This window comes from Paracoccus sp. FO-3 (genome assembly GCF_006386455.1).
GTDB lineage: Bacteria > Pseudomonadota > Alphaproteobacteria > Rhodobacterales > Rhodobacteraceae > Paracoccus > Paracoccus versutus.
In genome coordinates, this window is the sequence record NZ_VCBQ01000035.1 from 1 (window position 1) to 16979 (window position 16979).

Consider the following 16979-nt stretch of genomic DNA (forward strand, 5'->3'; position numbering starts at 1 on the left):
CGACGGCGTGGTGTTCTCGGGCGGGGAGCCGACGCTTCAGCGCGGCCTGCCCGAGGCGTTGCGGGCGGTCCGGGCCCTGGGGTTCAGGACCGGCCTGCACACGGCCGGCCCCTACCCCGCCCGGCTTGCGGCGGTGCTGCCGCTTTGCGACTGGGTCGGCTTCGACGTGAAGGCGCCGTTTTCCGGCTATCGGCGGGTGACGGGCGCAACCGGCAGCGGCGACAGGGCCAGGGAAAGCCTGCGGCTGCTGCTGGCCAGCGGCACGGCCCACCAGGTGCGCACGACGGTCGATCCCACCCTGATCGACGGGGCGGCCTTGGCGCGGATGGGCGCGGAACTGGCGGCGCTGGGTGTCGCCGACCATGTCCTGCAGCCCTGCCGCAGCACCGGAACACCCACGAGCCGTCCGGTGCGCAAGGGCTGAAAGCCGGCCTTGGGGGCCGGCATGCCGTGGCGAAGGAACCGGGGGCAGCGGGCTCGTCTATGCCGACGGTATCGACCGCATCCGGCCGGTGGGCTCGGGCCGAACGGCTATCTTTGCGGCCGGCCGGAGCCGTGCCCGATGCCTTCCTCACCTCCGGCCTCTGCCGATGCGGGTGTCAGCGAAAGCCCGGCGGGCAGGTTGTCCGGTTTCAGATACCCATGGCAAGCAAAATTGATGATGGCCGAGGTGACATCTTCCACCGAATGCCGCCCGCCGGGGCGATACCACTTATACATCCAGAGCGTCATCCCCAGAATTATGCTTGCAGCTATATGAGGATCGACATCCACGAAAACCCCCTTTTCGACGCCCTCCCGATATATCTGCTCTACCGTGCGCAGGTATGATTTCTTGACTTCCCGGACCTGGACCAGCGCGCTTTCCGGAAGCTCGGATTCGTTTTCGATATATACGGCAAGGTCGGCCATGTTCGAGGAAAACATGTCGATCCGGCCGCTCATGATCCTGACCAGCTTTTCATGCGGGCCAATATCCATTTCCAGGATTTCATTGAGCTGCGCCGTCGACATCTCCATGAATCTCTGGTGTATTTCCAGAAGGATGTCGGACTTGCTCTTGAACCAGTAATATATCGCGGGCCTGCGCACGCCGAAGTGGTCGGCAACCTCCTGGAGACTGGTGCCGCGATACCCCTTCTTTCGGAACAGATCCGCCGAAACCCGCAAAATTTCGTCCCTGGTCAGGTTGGGCCGCGCATTCGGAGTTCTTGAGATCGGCGTCATGGTCGTGGCTTCTCGTCATCAAGGAATTATTGTTGCTCGTCCGTCGCGCGGCCATGATGGCATTTGCCCCATGAACAGCGCCCATTGATCTTTCGGGCGACAGTTTCCCTGCCGAGCCATGCAACCCCGCTTGAACTGCGCACAGATCGGTTCTCAATCTCGTTTTTCGGACGACGGCTGTCCTGGTTGAACCGCCAGCAACCGGGTCGTTTCGTTCGGTTCACCTTATAATCGTCGAGGATCAGGGGGCTGTTATAAGGAAGGATCACCGGACCGAACCTAACCGCCCGAGGCGCGACTGGCAAGCGCCCAGCCGCCGCGGGGCGGAAGGTCGCGCCGAGGATTCCAGCATCAGAGGCCCTGACGGAGAGAGGTCCCCCTGCGGAATACTACCTAGCGAAAACAGTAAACTAACTTCATGATGGTCAGCCCTGCGCCGCGACATGAGACCTGGGCGGCTCCGCGGTATACGCCCAAAGATTCCGCCCTGCAAAATGATGTTGACACGAATCGAAACGAGGTTTACTTACTAGAAAGTAAGCGTGGGGGAGATGTGGATGAGCCCGCAGGGATAGGCTGCGCCCGGCGGGAAACCGACCGGAAGGCGATCTCTGCAATTCGGAAAGTTTAGGCGTATCCTTAATACGGATATGCGCCCGACCATTTCGGTTGCGCAGACCGAAAAATACGAGATGGCTTCCTGCGACAACTATGACGTCATTGGCGCGAAAAGCCGCGCCGTATTCGCATATCGAAGACAAGTGCCCGAATGGCCTTGTTCGATAACCCCTCCCTGGGATTGACAGGGAACCTTGCCCACCTTCTTGCTGACGATCGCCGCCGCTTCATGCGGGCGATGTGCTGCATCCTTGATCCCCGCCAGCATTGCCAAAAACCCTGCCTTGCCGGCGCTTTGCAAAATTTACAAAAACGGCATCAAATTCCGTATTGCAAAACACATTTCCTAAAAGTAATTTCCCCAAGGAAGGCGACCTGCCGGGCCTCGGCCGCGCGCTTTCCGCGCCAAAGCGAAGGGCGCGCCCTGCCCCGCCGGCAGGTTTCTTGCATTTCATCTTGGGGAGGAGAAAGACATGAAACAAACCATCTCGCTGGCAAGGACAGCATTGCATGCGGGAACGGCGATGGCGTTCCTTGGCATGGCGGCCGGTTCGGCCGCATATGCGCAGGAGGTGACGCTCAAGCTGGGCAGCGTCCTGCCCGCCGGGCACTATATCCACCAGCACCTGGTCGATGTCTTCATGGCGGATGTCGAGCAAAAGACGAACGGCGCGATCAAGTTCGAAAGCTATCCCGCCGCGCAGCTTGGCAAGGACGTGCCCGCCACCATGGGCAGCGGCTTGCTGGACCTGGGCGTCGTCATCACCGGGCATCATGCGGCCAAGTTCCCGCTGTCCTCGGTCGGGGAACTGCCGGAAGGCGCCGGAAGTGCCTGCCAGGGCTCGGCCAAGATGTGGGCGCTGACCCAGCCCGGCGGCATCCTGGACCAGGCGGAGTTCGCGCCCAAGGGGCTGCGCGTCCTGAACGCCAACATGCTGGCCCCCTATGTGCTGTTCACCGGCAGCCGCAAGGTCGAAAAGCTGGACGACGTGCGCGGCCTGAAGATCTGGTCCAGCGGCCCGGCGGCCGAAAAGGCCATCGCCGAGATGGGCGGCGTGCCGATCAAGGTCTCCTCGACCGAGCTTTACGATTCCGCTACCCGCGGCACCGTCGACGGCGCCGTGTTCCCCTATTCCGGCCTAGTCCAGTACGAGCTTGAGCCGGTGCTGAAATATGCGGTCGACGGGGTCAACTTCGGCTCGGGCGTGTTCTTCATAACCGTCAACCAGCGCAGCTGGGACCGCCTTACCGAGGAACAGCGCGCGGTGATGAGCGAGGCGGCGCTGGCCGCGCAGCAGTCGTTCTGCGCCTATATCGATGAAAACAACAGCGAGCTTCGGGACCAGGTCGCGGCGCGGGACGGCTATACCGTCACCACCCTGGAAGGCCCCGCCCAGGAGGAATTCGTCGAACGGCTGAAGCAGGGCGCGGTCCACTGGGCCGGGGTCATGGACAAGGCCGGCCTGCCGGGCAGCGAGGTGCTGAGGGCGCATCAGGAAGCCGCAGCCGATTGACGCGACAGCGGCCGGTCCCGCCGCGACATCCGTTGCGGCGGGACGGATCTCTTGTCGCCGGGGCATCAACGCAAGGGCAGGGCATTGGAAGAATTCGACTATGTTATCATCGGCGCCGGCAGCGCGGGCTGCGTCCTGGCGCATCGGCTGACCGAGACGGGCAACCATAGCGTCTGCGTGATCGAGGCTGGCCCGCCGGACCGCAACCCCTTCATCCATATCCCCGCCGGATATGTGAAGAACGTCATGAACAAGGATCTGACCTGGGGCTTCGTCAGCCAGCCGGTCCCCGGCATCGGCGGGCGCTCGGTGGGGCTGCCGCAGGGCAAGACGCTGGGCGGCTCCAGCGCCATCAACGGCATGGTCTACAATCGCGGCCAGCGGGCCGACTATGACGGGTGGGCGCAGCGCGGCAATCCGGGCTGGAGCTATGACGACGTGCTGCCCGCCTTTCGCCGCTCGGAAAAGCGGGGCGGCGCTGCCGATCAGGACTATCGCGGCACCGACGGCCCCCTGACCGTGACCGACCCGGCCTTCGACAGCCCGCTGTGCCGGATGTTCGTCGAGGCGGCCAGGGAAATGGGCATCCCCGAGGTCGAGGATTACAACGCCGCCGCGCAGGAAGGCGTCGGCGGCTTCCAGTTCACCATCGACCTGTCGGGCCGGCGCTCGGTCCGCATGAGCACGGCCCGCGCCTTCCTGCATCCGGCCGAAACAACCGGCCGGGTCTCGGTGCGGACCCATGCCTATGCGGCGCGCATCCTGTTCGATGGCAAGCGCGCCATCGGCCTGCGCTATCATGCCGGCGGCCCGCATGGCACGCCGAGCGAGGTGCGCGCCCGGCGCGAGGTCATCCTGTCGGCGGGCGCGCTGAACAGTCCGCGGCTGCTGCAGATCTCGGGCATCGGCGATCCTCGGCATCTGCGCGGGCTGGGGGTGGACCCGGTCGCCGCCCTGCCCGGCGTGGGCGCGAACCTGACCGACCACTACCAGGTGCGCGCGGCGGTGCGGCTGAAGGGCATCCGCACCGTCAACGAACGCGGCCGGGGCCTGGCGCTGGTTTCGGAGGTCGCGAAATGGGCCCTTGGCAGCCGCGACACCATCCTGGGCATGGGGCCGGTGCCGATGCGGGTCTTCATGCGCTCGGACCCGGCGCTGGATGCGCCCGACCTTCAGCTTTCCTTCACCCCGGCCAGCTATCGCGAAGGGGTGGCGGGGCTTCTGGACCGCTATCCGGGCATGACCTGCGGCGGCTACATGCAGCGCCCGGAAAGCCGGGGCTGGGTGCGGGCCGTGTCCACCGACCTGGCGGTCCAGCCCGAGATCCAGCCCAACTACCTGGCGACGGAACGCGACCGCATGGCCATCGTCCAGGTGCTGAAATACGCGCGGCAACTGCTGGGCGCGAAAAGCTTCGCACCCTATTACGTCCGCGAGGAATTTCCGGGCGACAAGGTCTCGACCGACGACGAGATCCTGGACTTTGCCCGCCAGTTCGGCGGCACCGCCTTTCACCATTGCGGCACGGCCCGCATGGGGCCGGCCAGCGATCCGATGGCGGTGGTGGACGAAAGGCTGCGGGTGCATGGGATCGAGGGGCTGCGCGTCGTCGATGCCTCGATCATACCGGCGATCATCTCGGGGAACACGAACGCGCCCACCATCATGATCGCCGAGAAGGCGGCAGAGATGATCCGCGCCGACAACGCCGCCTGACCTGCGGCCGCGCATCGGCCCGCGCCTTTGCGCCTTGCGGACGGGCCCGTGGGGGCGCCGCAAGCCGTTGTTGCGGCGCAGAGCGGAGGCTGTGTCGAACACGTTGCGGCATCAAGTTTCGCTTTGCAAAACATGTTGACGCGAATCGGGATTAGATTTACTTACTCGAAAGTAAGCAAAGGAGACGCGGATGATCCCCCAGCTTGCCAGGAATGGATCCACCTGGACGAAAAGATCGGTCGGGCCCTGCGATTGTCAACGAAGATTGGGCTGGCGGCGGCTTTCCGAAACCGCGGCCAATCCGCAAGGCGAGGATGCCCAGGAACATGGAAATCCCTCGGCAATATCCGCGCCCCATTCCGCATGAAACCGGGCGGCAAGGACAGGCAATCGCAAGGCAGGAGGAGGATTATGGATATGAATGAGCAGGTGCTTGCCGATTTGTCGGCATTCGTGGCCGATACACGCTTCGAGGATCTGCCTGCGGCGGTCGTGGATGAAACGGTTCGGATCATTCTCGACTCGGTCGGCTGCGGCATTGCCGGGACGACGCATAAGCGCGGCCAGATCGGCATCGATTACGGGCGGATGCAGGCCGGGACGGAGGCGACGATCCTGGGGACCGGCCATCGCGCCTCGATCCTTGGCGCCGCCTTCGCCAATGCCGAGTTGATCAATGCGCTGGACCATGACGCGGTCCTGCCGCCCGGCCATGTCTGCCCCTATGTCCTGCCCGGCGCACTTGCCCTGGCCGAAACCCGGCATGCCAGCGGCCGCGAGCTGATCCTTGCGACCGCGCTGGCGCACGAGATTTCCTGGCGCATCGGCAAGGCGATGGATTACCTGCGCGACATCCGGGACGGCAAGGTCGAGCCGCCGCCCGTCTGGGGTTTCGCCAGCACGATCTTCGGCGCGGCCGCCGCCATTTCCAAGCTTCAGGGCCAGCCCGCCGAGGTCGTCGGCAATGCGCTGTCGATCGCGGCGATGATCTCGCCCGTGAACGCGGCGGCGTCCTGGCGCCAGCACGCCCCGCCGACGACGATCAAATACATGCTGGGCGGCTGGCTGGCCCATGGCGCGATCACCGCCGCGCATATGGCGGGCTTCGGCCATCGCGGCGACCGGCAGATCTTCGAGCCGGAATACGGCTATCCGCGCTTCATCGGCACCCGCCGCTGGGAACCCGAACATATCCTGGACAAGCTTGGCAGCGAATGGCGCTTTCCGTCCGAAAGCTCGTTCAAGCCCTATCCGCATTGCCGTGTCCTGCACCCGCCGCTGGACGCGCTGAACCAGATCATCGACCAGAACCGGATCACGCCGGACGAGATCGAAGGCATCAAGGCCTGGGTCGAGGGTTTCCTCGAACGCCCGCTGTGGATGAACCGCGACATCACCGACGTGACGGATGCGCAGTTCAGCATCGCGCATGGCCTGGCGCTTGGCGCCCATCAATTCCTCCGCGGCCCGGAATGGCAAAAGCCCGAGAGGGTCTATGACCCCTCGGTCATGCGGCTGATGGAGAAGGTCGAGCATGTGATCCACCCGGATTATGCCGATTCGCTGACCAAGGACCGCGCCAGCCGCCCGACCCGTGTCGAGGTCCGCGCGCGCGGCCAGGTCTTCGTCGCCGAGCGCAGCCACCCCAAGGGCAGCGGCGCGCCGGGCAGCGACAGCTACATGACCACTGCCGAACTGGTCGAGAAGTTCCGGGTGAATGCCGAAGCCGTCCTGGCGGAGGGCCGCGCACGACAGCTCGCCGACCGGCTGCTGGACCTGGCCGATGCCGACGACGTCTCGGCTGTCGTCAAACTGGCCGGCACAGGCTGAACGGGGCTGGTCTTGCCGGCGGTGCGGGGCGGCGCATGGGCCCGGCAGGACAGGCAGGACTTCGCGCGGGAAAGGCTTTCCCCAGGTCGCCGCCGAACGGGGTGGTCCGAACCGGCTGCCCCGAGGGGAACGATCGACCCGTTTTCGGGCCGCGTATGAAACTGCTGCAGCGCAGGGAGGATGAAATGCCGCGTTTCGACTTTATCGTGTTCACGAATTGCAAGGAAGGCACGGACGAGGAATTCAACGACTGGTATACGCATCAGCATCTTCAGGACGTGATGCGCATTCCGGGCGTGGTCAGCTCCCAGCGATTCAAGCGCAGCGAGCACCAGCGCGATCCCGGTCCGTTCGAATGGAATTACCTCGCCATCTATAATTGCGATACCGACAACGTTCAGGACATCATCGGCCAGATCCGGGCGCGCGTGAATACCGATGCGATGCCCATATCGGACACGCTTGCGGAAAAGCGCTTCTTCTGCGTCTTCGAACCGATCACGGATATGCAATATCCGAAAGAATAAGCCAATCGCCCCCGCATGCCCATGGCGCTTGAATGCCAGGCCGTGGCGGAGAAACACGCGCCCCTTTTCAATTGACCAACACGAGGATTCCCATGGAGAACATCCTGACCCCCGACCAGCAGGAGATTCGCGACGCCGCCCTGCGCATCGCGTCGAAATTCGGCCCCGACTACTGGCTGGAACGCGACCGCGAGGGCGGCTTCCCCGAGGCCTTCTATCGCGCCTGCGCCGATGACGGCTGGCTCGGCATCGCCATGCCAGAGGCCTATGGCGGCGCCGGCCTTGGCATCACCGAGGCGGCGATCTTCTTGCAGGCCATGGCGGAATCGGGCGGCGCGGTGCAAGCCGCCTCGGCCATCCACCTCAATATCTTCGGCCTGCAGCCCATCGTCCTCTTCGGCACCGAGGAACAGCGCCAGCGCATGCTGCCGCCGATGATCCAGGGCAAGGTCAAGGCCTGTTTCGGCATCACCGAACCCGATGCCGGGCTGAACACCACCAAGCTCAAGACCCGCGCCGTGCGCCAGGGCGACAAATACGTGGTCAACGGCAAGAAGGTGTTCATCTCGACCGCGCAGGTGGCCGATTACATCATGCTGCTGGCCCGCACCACGCCGATCGAGGAATGCAAGCGCCCGACCGATGGCCTCAGCATCTTCTACACCAAGCTCGACCGCAGCCGCATCGAGGTGCGCGAGATCGACAAGATGGGCCGCAAGGGCATCGACACCAACGAGCTGTTCATCGAGAACCTGGAAATCCCCGCCGAAGATCTGATCGGCGAAGAGGGCCAGGGCTTCCGCTACATCCTGCACGGGATGAACGCCGAGCGCATCTTCGTGGCCGCCGAATGCATCGGCATCGGCCGGGCGGCGAACGAGCGCGCGGTGCAATATGCCAAGGAGCGCGTGGTCTTCGACCGGCCCATCGGCCAGAACCAGGGCATCCAGCACCCCTTGGCGCAGAACTGGGCGAACCTGGAGGCAGCGAACCTGATGATGCTGCATGCCGCAAGGCTGTGGGACGAAGGCAAGCCCTGCGGTTCCGAGGCGAATGCGGCCAAGCTTCTGGCCTCGCAGGCGGCGGTCGAGACCTGCAAGAACGCGATGCTGACCCATGGCGGCTATGGCTATGCCAAGGAATACCATGTCGAGCGCTTCATGCGCGAGATCATGATCCTTTATATCGCCCCGATCACCCCGCAGCTGATCCTGTCCAACATCGCCGAGAAGAAACTCGGCCTGCCGAAGTCGTATTGAGGGCGTGCTGCCCCCGGCGGATCGTCGCCGGGGGCACGGCCCAGGAAAGCTCGGGAAGAAAGAGCGATCCCAAAGAGCAAGCTGCTTGCCGCCATCCGCATTCTCGGGCTGGGTGCCATGTCCGGGCACGCCATGCGGGAACGCTGCCGCGCGCCTCGCTGCGAAAAGCGGCATCGTCCCCGGCGAAGGATCGAGCGAAGACCAGGCGGGGCATGCAGTTCCGCGAGGAAAAGCCCGATTCCGGCAACACGCCACTGGGCCTTTTACCCACGATGCCAAGGGGCCTCACGCGGGCGGCGGCAGGGGTGGCATAGGTCGTAGCCTGTTACCCGCAATGCCAGCGCGCCTCACTCTTTCCGCAGGATCTTCTCCATCGGCTTCCCCTTGGCCAGTGCGTCGACCAGCTTGTCGAGATAGCGGATCTCGCGCATCACCGGGTCTTGGATCTTCTCGACCCGGACCCCGCAGACCACGCCCCTGATCCGCGCGCACCGGGTTCACAGCCTCGGCAAGGAAAGTCTCGAAATCCGTCCGGTCTTTCAGCCGGGCCGCCAGTTCCTCTGGCCCGCAGCCCTTCAGCCAGGGGATGATCGCATCGACCTCGGCCTTGGTGCGGCCCTTCTTCTCCGCCTTCGCCACGCAATGCGGTGAGAGGCTGGCGAAGCGCGTGGTGAAGATCCTGTGCGTCATGCCGCCTCCCCCGACCGTTCCAGGCGCGTCACGTTGACCTGCCCGCGTCGAACGGGCGACGCGCTCCGGGCCAACCTCGGCCGCGGGCGATCAGTCCATCTGCGCCCCGGCATCCCCAGCAAGATCGCGGCAATAATGCCCGAAATCCCTGGCCGTGACGGGACCGGGCTGGCTTTCCAGCAGCAGGGCCAGCAGGATGCGGGCCTTCTTGCCCTGCAGCCGGCCCGCCAGGATCGCCCCCGCATGCTGCAAGTCCAGCGCGCCGCCGTCGGCGTAAAGCGGCCGGGTCTCGCCCCGCAGGCAGCGCGTCGTCACGACGCAGGTCACGCCCCGCTCCCGCGCGCGCGCCACGGCCGAGGCCAGTTCGGGCGTGCCGTTGCCGCAGCCGAAGCCCTCGATCACGATGCCCCTCATGCCGGTGGCGACGAGCGCGTCGATGCCGCGGCCGTCCATGCCCATCACCGCCGGCAACAGCGCCACGTCCTGGCTGATGCCGGTCGCCGGCCGGGGCGCGGGCCGGGGCGGCCGTGCCAGCAGGCGGATACCGGCACGGCCGACGCGCGCCACCGGGCCGAAATGCGGACCGGCAAAGCCGGCGCGGGCCTGCGCGTCTATCTTGGTGACATCCTCGGCGGCATAGGCGCTGCCGTCAAAGACCACCACCACGCCCAGGCCCCGCGCCTTGCGCGAGCCCGCCAGGCGCAGCGCCGCCGCCAGATTGCCCGGCCCGTCCGGCACGGGGCTGTCGGCGGCGAATTGCGCCCCGGTGAACGCCACCGGCTTCTCGGACCCGATCACCAGGCTGGCCAGGAAGGCGCTTTCCTCCATCGTGTCGGTGCCATGCGTCACCACGCATCCGGCCACCTCGGGATCGGCCAGATGCCCGGCGATCCGCCGCGCCAGTTCCAGCGACAGCGCCAGGTCGATGCGGTTGCTGCCGAGATTGCAGAACGGATCGACCCGCAGTTCCGACGGACCCGAGGGCAGCAGCGCTTCGGGCCCGTCCATGCTGAAGAGCCCGCCGCGGTCGGCCGAAAAGCGCGAGGCGATGGTGCCGCCGGTCGAGACCAGCGCGATGGTCCGTGGCGCCATGCCCGCCCCCTAGTGCAGAACCTGGCTGAGGAAGCGCCGGGTGCGCTCATGCACCGGGGCGCCGAAGAACGCCGCTGGGGGCGCCTGTTCCACGATCTGGCCCTGGTCCATGAACACCACCCGGTCGGCCACCTGCCGGGCGAAGCCCATCTCATGCGTGACGATCATCATGGTCATGCCCTCGGCCGCCAGGCCGCGCATGGTGTCCAGCACCTCGCCCACCATCTCGGGGTCGAGCGCCGAGGTCGGCTCGTCGAACAGCATCACGCGCGGCTCCATGCAGAGCGCGCGGGCGATGGCGGCGCGCTGCTGCTGGCCGCCCGACAGCTGCGAGGGGTATTTATGCGCGTGTTCGCCCAGCCGCACCCGCTCCAGCAGCTTGACCGCCAGCGCCTCGGCCGCGCGCCGGGACATGCCGCGCACCGACATCGGCGCCAGGACGCAGTTCTGCACCAGGTCGAGATGCGGGAACAGGTTGAAATGCTGGAACACCATCCCGACCTCGCGCCGCACCGCCTGCGCGGCGCTTTCGCTTTTGCCCAACTCGATCCCGTCCACGACGATCGAGCCCTCCTGGTGCTGTTCCAGCTGGTTCAGGCAGCGGATCAGCGTCGACTTGCCCGAGCCGGAGGGGCCGCAGATCACCACCTTCTCGCCCTTGGCGACCGACAGGCTGACATCGGTCAGCACCTGGAACGCGCCATACCATTTGTTCACCCCGGCGACGGAGATGATCGGCCCGGCGGGCGAGGCGTCTGGATTGGACATGGCGGACCTCCTGAATCCTGGGTTGGCATCCTTGACGGCCCGCCCCGGCGGGACTGCCGGAACGGGCGGGGTGCGATCAGGCGGCGGGCCGGGCGGCGCGCCGGCTGATCCGCTCGTCGAAATAGCCGGCGCGGACGGCGGCGCCGACCAGGTTCACGAAAAAGCGCCCGGCGGCGATGGCGGTCAGCTGGTTCACGTCCTTCGAGGGGGTGATCTCGACGATGTCCATGCCGACCACACGGCCCTTGCGCACCAGCCCGTGCAGCAGCTCGCGCATCTGGCAATAGGTCACGCCGCCAAAGGCCGGCCCGGCCACGCCCGGCATCACCGAGGGATCGACCCCGTCCGCATCCACCGTCAGGTAATAGCGCCCGCCGTCCGGGATGCGGTCCAGAATCGCCTGCATGCCCTTTTCGTGCAGCTCGTAGGCGGTGACGATGTTCGAGCCGTAAGCCTGCGCCGCCTCGTATTCCTCGGGGCGGGCGGTGCCCTGGGCGCGGATGCCGATCTGGAAGATCTCCTTCACATGCGGCATTTCCGAGGCGCGGCGGATCGGGCTCGACAGACCATCATGCACGCCGTTGATCTGGTCGCGCCAGTCCAGATGCGCGTCGATCTGGATCAGCGTGATCGGCCCCTGGTCGTCATAGGCGCGCAGCACCGGGATCGGGATGCCGTGGTCGCCGCCGATGATCAGCGGCAACGCCCCGGCGGCCAGGATCTTGCGCACCGCGGCTTCGGCATTGCGCGCATGCACCTTGGGATCGGCCGGATCGCCGGTCACGTCGCCGCAATCCACCGCCCGCACGTCGCGGCCGTCGTAAAGCGTGCCGCCGATGTCGAAATCATAGCGGTCGAGCAGCCGCACCGCCCGGTCCGTCGCCTGCCGCACCGCGGTCGGCGCGCGGCTCTGGTCGTTCGTCACCTCGTCCATGGTATAGGCCGAGCCGTAGGGGATGCCGAGAAAGGCGATGTCGGCATCCAGCGTGTCCAGGTCGGTATGCACGGTCGAATAGAGCATGCTGGTATGGCCATGCTTCGGTGCCGAGGTCAGCTTGCGGGTCATGAATGGTCCTCCGGGTAAATCAATGGCTTGGGGTGGAAAGGTCGGCGGGGGCCGCCACCTCGTGGATCTGGGCGAGGAATTCCCTCAGCCTGGGGTTCTGCGGGTCACCCAGCACCTGCCGGGCCGGGCCCTGTTCGGCGACCAGGCCGCCGTCGAGAAAGATCACCCGGTCGGCGACATGGCGGGCAAAGCCGATCTCATGCGTGACGATCACCATGGTCATGCCGCTGTCGGCCAACTCGCGCAGGAACAGCAGCACCTCCTTGACGATCTCGGGGTCCAAGGCCGAGGTCGGCTCGTCGAAGAGCATCAGCCGCGGCTCCATGGCCAGGGCACGGGCGATGGCGACGCGCTGCTTCTGGCCGCCCGACAGGGCCGAGGGATAGGCATCCTCCTTGCCGGCAAGGCCGAAGCGGGCCAGAAGCGCGCGGGCCTGGCGCTCGACTTCCTCGCGCGGGCGGCGCTGCACTTTGATGGGGCCGCGGGCGATGTTCTCCAGCACGGTCATGTGCGGCCACAGGTTGAACTGCTGGAACACGAAGCCCATCATCGGCCGCAGCTGGTCGATGCGCTTGTGCGACTGCATCCGCACCTTGCCGTCGCGGCCCGGCTCGCGGCCGATATGGGTGCCGTCCACCTCGACGAAGCCGCCGTCGGGAAAGGTCAGGTAGTTGATGCAGCGCAGGAGCGTGCTCTTGCCGCAGCCCGAGGGGCCGATGATGCAGACCACCTCGCCCGCCGCGACCTCGAAGCTGATGTCGCGCAGCGCGGTCATGGTGCCGAAGGACTTGGCCAGGTTCGAGACTTTCAGAAGGGGATGGGTCACTTGCTCCTCCGCATTCCGAGCTGGAGATACTTGTCGGCCAGGCTGTGGCGGGCCTGCTGGCTGCCCTGCGCGGCGCCGGCGGCGCGCTCGACCCGGTGCATGCCATGGGCGAAGGCCGAGGTGATGAGCCAGTAAAGCGCCGCCGTGGTCAGGAACACCTCGAACGGGGCGAAGGTGGCGCCCTGGACCACCAGGCCCTGATAGGTGATCTCGGCCACGGTGATGGTGGACAGCACCGAGGTTTCCTTGATCATCGAGATCGCGGTGTTGGTCGAGGGCGGCAGCAGCAGCCGCAGCGTCTGCGGGGCCACCACCTCGCGCATGCCCATGAAATAGGACATGCCGACGGCGCGCGCGGCTTCCAGCTGGCCCTTGGGCACCGCCAGCACCGCGCCGCGGATCACCTCCGAGAAATAGGTGCTGGCATAGAAGGCCAGGGCGATGCCGCCGACCACCGGCTCGGGCAGGCGCAGCCCCATGAAGGGCAGGCCGTAGAAGAAGATATACAGCACCACGATGAAGGGGATGTTGCGGAACCATTCCACATAGGCCCCGGCGATGGCGCGCAGCCAGCGGCGATGCGACAGCGCCATGATCGCCACCGGGATCGCCAGCAGGAAGCCCGCGGCGATGGACAGCAGGGCGACGACCAGCGTCATCCACAACCCTGCGGCGAAAAGCGGCCAATTGTCGAGAATGACGGAGAAATCGAGGGTCATGACCTATCCCCTGCGTGCGGCGAAGCGGGTTTCGATGCGGCGGCCCAGCTGGCTGATCGCCAGGTTCAGCGCAAACAGCACGATGGCGGCGGCCAGGAGCGCCTCGAGCGGGCGGAAGGTGGTGTTGGCGATCTGCTGGGCGGTGCGCAGCACCTCGACCACGGTGATGACCGACAAAAGCGCGGTGCCCTTGACGATGGTGGTCAGCTCGTTGACCAGCGGCGGCAGGATGCGGATGTAAAGCTGCGGCAGGATCACCCGCGTCCAGATCGTCCGCGCCCGCACGCCCAGGGCGATGGCCGCCTCGACCGGGCCGGGATCCATGCCGGCTAGGCCGCCGCGCATGATCTCGGTGATGAAGATCGAGCTGTTCAGCGCGATGGCCAGAACCCCGGCCTGGATCGGCGTCAGGTCCAGCCCCAGCGCCGGCAGGCCATAGTAGAACAGGAAGATCTGCACCAGGATCGGCGTGCCGCGGATGAAGCTGATCAGCACGCCGATGGCGCCGGTCAGCAGGCCGATGCCGGTGGTGCGCAGCACCGTCAGCACGGTGCCGCCGATCAGCGCCAGCAGCATCGCGCCCAGGGCGATGGTCAGGTTGGTGAGGGCTGCGGGCAGCAGCCGGGGGAAGGCGTCGCCAAACGCCAGCATATCGAAATCCACGGGCTTCCTCCTGCTTCTGCTCGGCCTGTGCCGCGGCCCCTTGCCAAGGGCCGCGGGGCCGTCAGAGCGCCCCTTCGGGCAGATAGCCCGTTTCGGGCAGCTCGTAGGTCATGCCGAGCCATTTCTGCTGCAGCTCGGCAAAGCGGCCGCTGGCCTTCAGCTCCAGGATGACGGCGTTGATGGCGTCGCGCAGGTCCTTGTCCTCGGGGCGCACCACCCAGGCGTTCAGGCTTTGGGTATCGGCCGCCTGCCCGACCAGCTCGAACACGCCCGGCCGTTCGTTCATCAGGTTCTGCAGCACCGGCAGCCCGGCCATGGCGGCATCCGCCGTGCCATTGGCCACCGCCAGGAAGGAATCGTTGAAGGTGGGGAACAGCTTCAGCTCGGCAAAGCCCTGGCCCTCGGCCTTCAGCTTCTCGTCCAGCGCCTTGGCGACCGGATCGACGGCCGAGGCGAGCTGCGTCGCCACCACCTTGCCGGCCAGGTCCTCGACGCCCCCGATGTCGCCGTTGCCGGCGCGCTTGATGGCATAGGCGGTGCTGTCGGCGATGGGCAGCGTATAGGCATAGCGCGCCGCCCGTTCCGGGTTGATGCCGACCGAGGTCGCCACGAAGTCGAACTTCTGCGCCAGCAGCCCCGGCAGGATGCCCTGGAACGGCAGGTCGAGCTGCTTGATCTCGACGCCCCAGGCCTTGGCGATCTCGTCCAGCAGGTCGCGGCCGAAGCCGGTGATCTGCCCGTCCTTGACGAATTCAAAGGGCGGATAGGCGGCCTCGGTGCCCACGACCATGGTGCCGGTGCGCCTGATCTTCTCGAAAGTGGTCTCGGCCAGAGCCGGCACTGCGCTCGCCAGGGCGATGGCGATGCTGACCGACAGGCCGGCAAAGGTGCGGCGGGTGATCATTGTCAGGCTCCTCCCTTGTCAGATGATCTGAGCCGTGGATAAGGCGAATCCGCGCCTTATCAAAAACAAAAATCATTCTCTGGTCGCGCGCCGGAAAACTCGCCGGCCCCGATGGGTTCCCATTAATTCCATTGTTTACAGGATTATGTCCCAGAAACACCCGCATATCCGGCACGATTCTAGCTTGCCATCATCCCGAAAATTCCTGATCATCATTCCCTAAAATCATGGTTTGACCCTTCATGTGCGCTGCCGACCCCCTCAGCCCCCCGCCGCGCCTGGCGATAGACCTGCATGCGCTTGAACTGTATCTCGCCGTCTTCGGCTCCGGCAGCATGACCGCCGCCGCCGAGCGCATGCAGCTGACGCAATCGGCCGTCTCCCGGCAGATCCTGCGGCTCGAGGCAGAGCTGGGCGTGCCGCTGTTCGACCGCACGTCGCGGCCGTTGGTGCCGACGCCCGCCGGCCGGCGGCTGGCGCAAAGCGCCGAGCGGCTGCTGTCGCAGGCGGCATCGCTGCGAAACGAATTGCTCGACGCCAACCAGACGACCCTGACCCAGCTGCGGCTGGGGATCATCGATTCGCTGTCCGATCCGCTGGTGCCGCAGCTGATCAAGGCCATGCGCCACACCATCGACGCGGTCTCGATCTTCAGCGGCTTCATGGAACCGCTGCGGCAAAAGCTGATCAGCGGCGACCTGGACGCCGTCATCTCGGCGGACCCTTTCGACGATCTCGACCGCTTCGACCGGCACGAGCTGTTCTCCGAGCAGTTCATCGCGCTGCTGCCCAAGGAGGTGCCGCCGTTCCGCGACGAGGAATCGTTTCGCCGTTTTGCCACCACCTCGCCGATGATCCGCTCGGGCGCCACCACCGGCATCGCGCGGCGGGTCGAGCAGCAGTTCCGCCGCACCCGGCTGGAGGTTCCGCATGCCTTCGCCTGCGACACCATCGATTCCATCATCAGCTTCGTTGCGGCGGGGCTGGGCTGGACGATCCTGACGCCAAGCTGCATCCGCAAATGCGCGCACCATGTGCCGTTCCTGCAGATCCTGCCCCTGCCCGGCCCGGCCTTCGCGCGGCGGATCTATCTGGTGACCCGCAGCGGCGAATTGACGGCGTTGAAACCGTTGCTGGTCCAGACCTGCCGCGCGATCGTCGCCACGCAATATGTCCCGGCTCTCAGCGCCCTGGCCCCATGGCTGGGCACCGCCGTGACGGTGGCGAAATAAGCCACGGCCTTGGGGGCAATATGACCGCGCGCCAGACCGAAACCGCCGCAGAGCGCGCCCTTGCTCAGCCCCCCGCGCCGGATTCCTTCGCGGGGCCTGGGCGGCAAATGCCTGGAAATCCGTCTGCCGGCGAAGCTCGTGCCATGCAGGCCGGGTCGTCACCGGGCGCCTGTCCCTGGGCATGGGCATTCGAACATGCCGGAATGCAAGCCGCCCCTCTTCGCCATGCGCCGGCATTGTCGCCAGAAGAATGCGGCGGCATCCGGCACCCGCCGGGGCGACCCGAAAGCTGCGGCGATGTTGCGATTGCACGAAGCGCAGGAATTGT

16 protein-coding genes and 1 pseudogene are annotated in these 16979 nt (G+C 66.1%); 7 read left to right on the forward strand and 10 right to left on the reverse strand.

All coding sequences use genetic code 11. The features are described from left to right. Positions 1 to 424: radical SAM protein (locus FE811_RS11600; RefSeq protein ID WP_140847671.1), on the forward strand; the 424-nt coding region annotated here is incomplete at its 5' end. 107 nt (positions 425 to 531) lie between these two features. On the opposite strand, the gene FE811_RS11605 is transcribed toward FE811_RS11600, so the two are convergent. Beyond that, positions 532 to 1227, reverse strand: a complete 696-nt coding sequence (locus FE811_RS11605; protein ID WP_116221205.1) for a TetR/AcrR family transcriptional regulator — start codon at positions 1225 to 1227, stop codon at positions 532 to 534. A gap of 1091 nt (positions 1228 to 2318) precedes the next feature. Here FE811_RS11605 and dctP point away from each other — a divergent pair. From dctP to FE811_RS11630, 5 genes are all read left to right on the forward strand, one after another. Further along, positions 2319 to 3359, forward strand: a complete 1041-nt coding sequence (gene dctP, locus FE811_RS11610; RefSeq protein ID WP_084196916.1) for a TRAP transporter substrate-binding protein DctP — start codon at positions 2319 to 2321, stop codon at positions 3357 to 3359. A gap of 84 nt (positions 3360 to 3443) precedes the next feature. Then, entirely contained in the window at positions 3444 to 5075 is a 1632-nt protein-coding gene (locus tag FE811_RS11615) for a GMC family oxidoreductase (protein ID WP_116221206.1), read from the forward strand. 411 nt (positions 5076 to 5486) lie between these two features. After that, complete coding sequence (locus FE811_RS11620; protein WP_208861527.1) at positions 5487 to 6905, forward strand: MmgE/PrpD family protein; 1419 nt, start codon at positions 5487 to 5489, stop codon at positions 6903 to 6905. A gap of 155 nt (positions 6906 to 7060) precedes the next feature. Then, on the forward strand, positions 7061 to 7432 hold the full coding sequence (locus tag FE811_RS11625) for a DUF4286 family protein (protein WP_116221208.1): 372 nt from the start codon (positions 7061 to 7063) through the stop codon (positions 7430 to 7432). A gap of 92 nt (positions 7433 to 7524) precedes the next feature. After that, complete coding sequence (locus FE811_RS11630) at positions 7525 to 8691, forward strand: acyl-CoA dehydrogenase family protein (RefSeq protein ID WP_114536551.1); 1167 nt, start codon at positions 7525 to 7527, stop codon at positions 8689 to 8691. Between the two features lie 347 nt (positions 8692 to 9038). Here the strand turns inward: FE811_RS11630 and FE811_RS28240 are convergent, their stop codons facing one another. From FE811_RS28240 to FE811_RS11670, 9 genes and pseudogenes are all read right to left on the reverse strand, one after another. Then, the gene (locus FE811_RS28240; RefSeq protein ID WP_255469714.1) at positions 9039 to 9164 is read right to left on the reverse strand and encodes a DUF2200 family protein; all 126 of its coding nucleotides are present in this window, start codon (positions 9162 to 9164) and stop codon (positions 9039 to 9041) included. Between the two features lie 76 nt (positions 9165 to 9240). Beyond that, positions 9241 to 9381, reverse strand: a pseudogene (locus FE811_RS28245) (DUF2200 family protein); the annotation flags it as partial. Between the two features lie 90 nt (positions 9382 to 9471). Beyond that, entirely contained in the window at positions 9472 to 10473 is a 1002-nt protein-coding gene (locus tag FE811_RS11640; protein WP_116221209.1) for an asparaginase, read from the reverse strand. A 9-nt stretch (positions 10474 to 10482) separates the two neighbouring features. After that, positions 10483 to 11241: an amino acid ABC transporter ATP-binding protein gene (locus FE811_RS11645; RefSeq protein ID WP_116221210.1), complete on the reverse strand. Its 759-nt coding sequence runs from the start codon at positions 11239 to 11241 to the stop codon at positions 10483 to 10485. A 76-nt stretch (positions 11242 to 11317) separates the two neighbouring features. Next, a complete protein-coding gene (locus tag FE811_RS11650) occupies positions 11318 to 12307 on the reverse strand; it encodes an agmatinase (RefSeq protein WP_116221211.1) in 990 nt (329 codons plus the stop codon). Positions 12308 to 12326: 19 nt separating this feature from the next. Next, positions 12327 to 13082: an amino acid ABC transporter ATP-binding protein gene (locus FE811_RS11655; RefSeq protein ID WP_208021339.1), complete on the reverse strand. Its 756-nt coding sequence runs from the start codon at positions 13080 to 13082 to the stop codon at positions 12327 to 12329. Between the two features lie 47 nt (positions 13083 to 13129). After that, positions 13130 to 13852 (reverse strand): amino acid ABC transporter permease, encoded by a 723-nt coding sequence (locus FE811_RS11660; protein WP_036752659.1) that lies wholly within the window; start codon positions 13850 to 13852, stop codon positions 13130 to 13132. 3 nt (positions 13853 to 13855) lie between these two features. Next, positions 13856 to 14515, reverse strand: coding sequence for an amino acid ABC transporter permease (locus tag FE811_RS11665; RefSeq protein WP_116221212.1), 660 nt, complete (start codon positions 14513 to 14515; stop codon positions 13856 to 13858). Between the two features lie 61 nt (positions 14516 to 14576). After that, complete coding sequence (locus FE811_RS11670; RefSeq protein WP_116221213.1) at positions 14577 to 15419, reverse strand: transporter substrate-binding domain-containing protein; 843 nt, start codon at positions 15417 to 15419, stop codon at positions 14577 to 14579. Between the two features lie 242 nt (positions 15420 to 15661). Here FE811_RS11670 and FE811_RS11675 point away from each other — a divergent pair, with 242 nt between their 5' ends. Further along, on the forward strand, positions 15662 to 16651 hold the full coding sequence (locus tag FE811_RS11675) for a LysR family transcriptional regulator (RefSeq protein WP_116221214.1): 990 nt from the start codon (positions 15662 to 15664) through the stop codon (positions 16649 to 16651). Positions 16652 to 16979 lie beyond the last annotated feature (328 nt).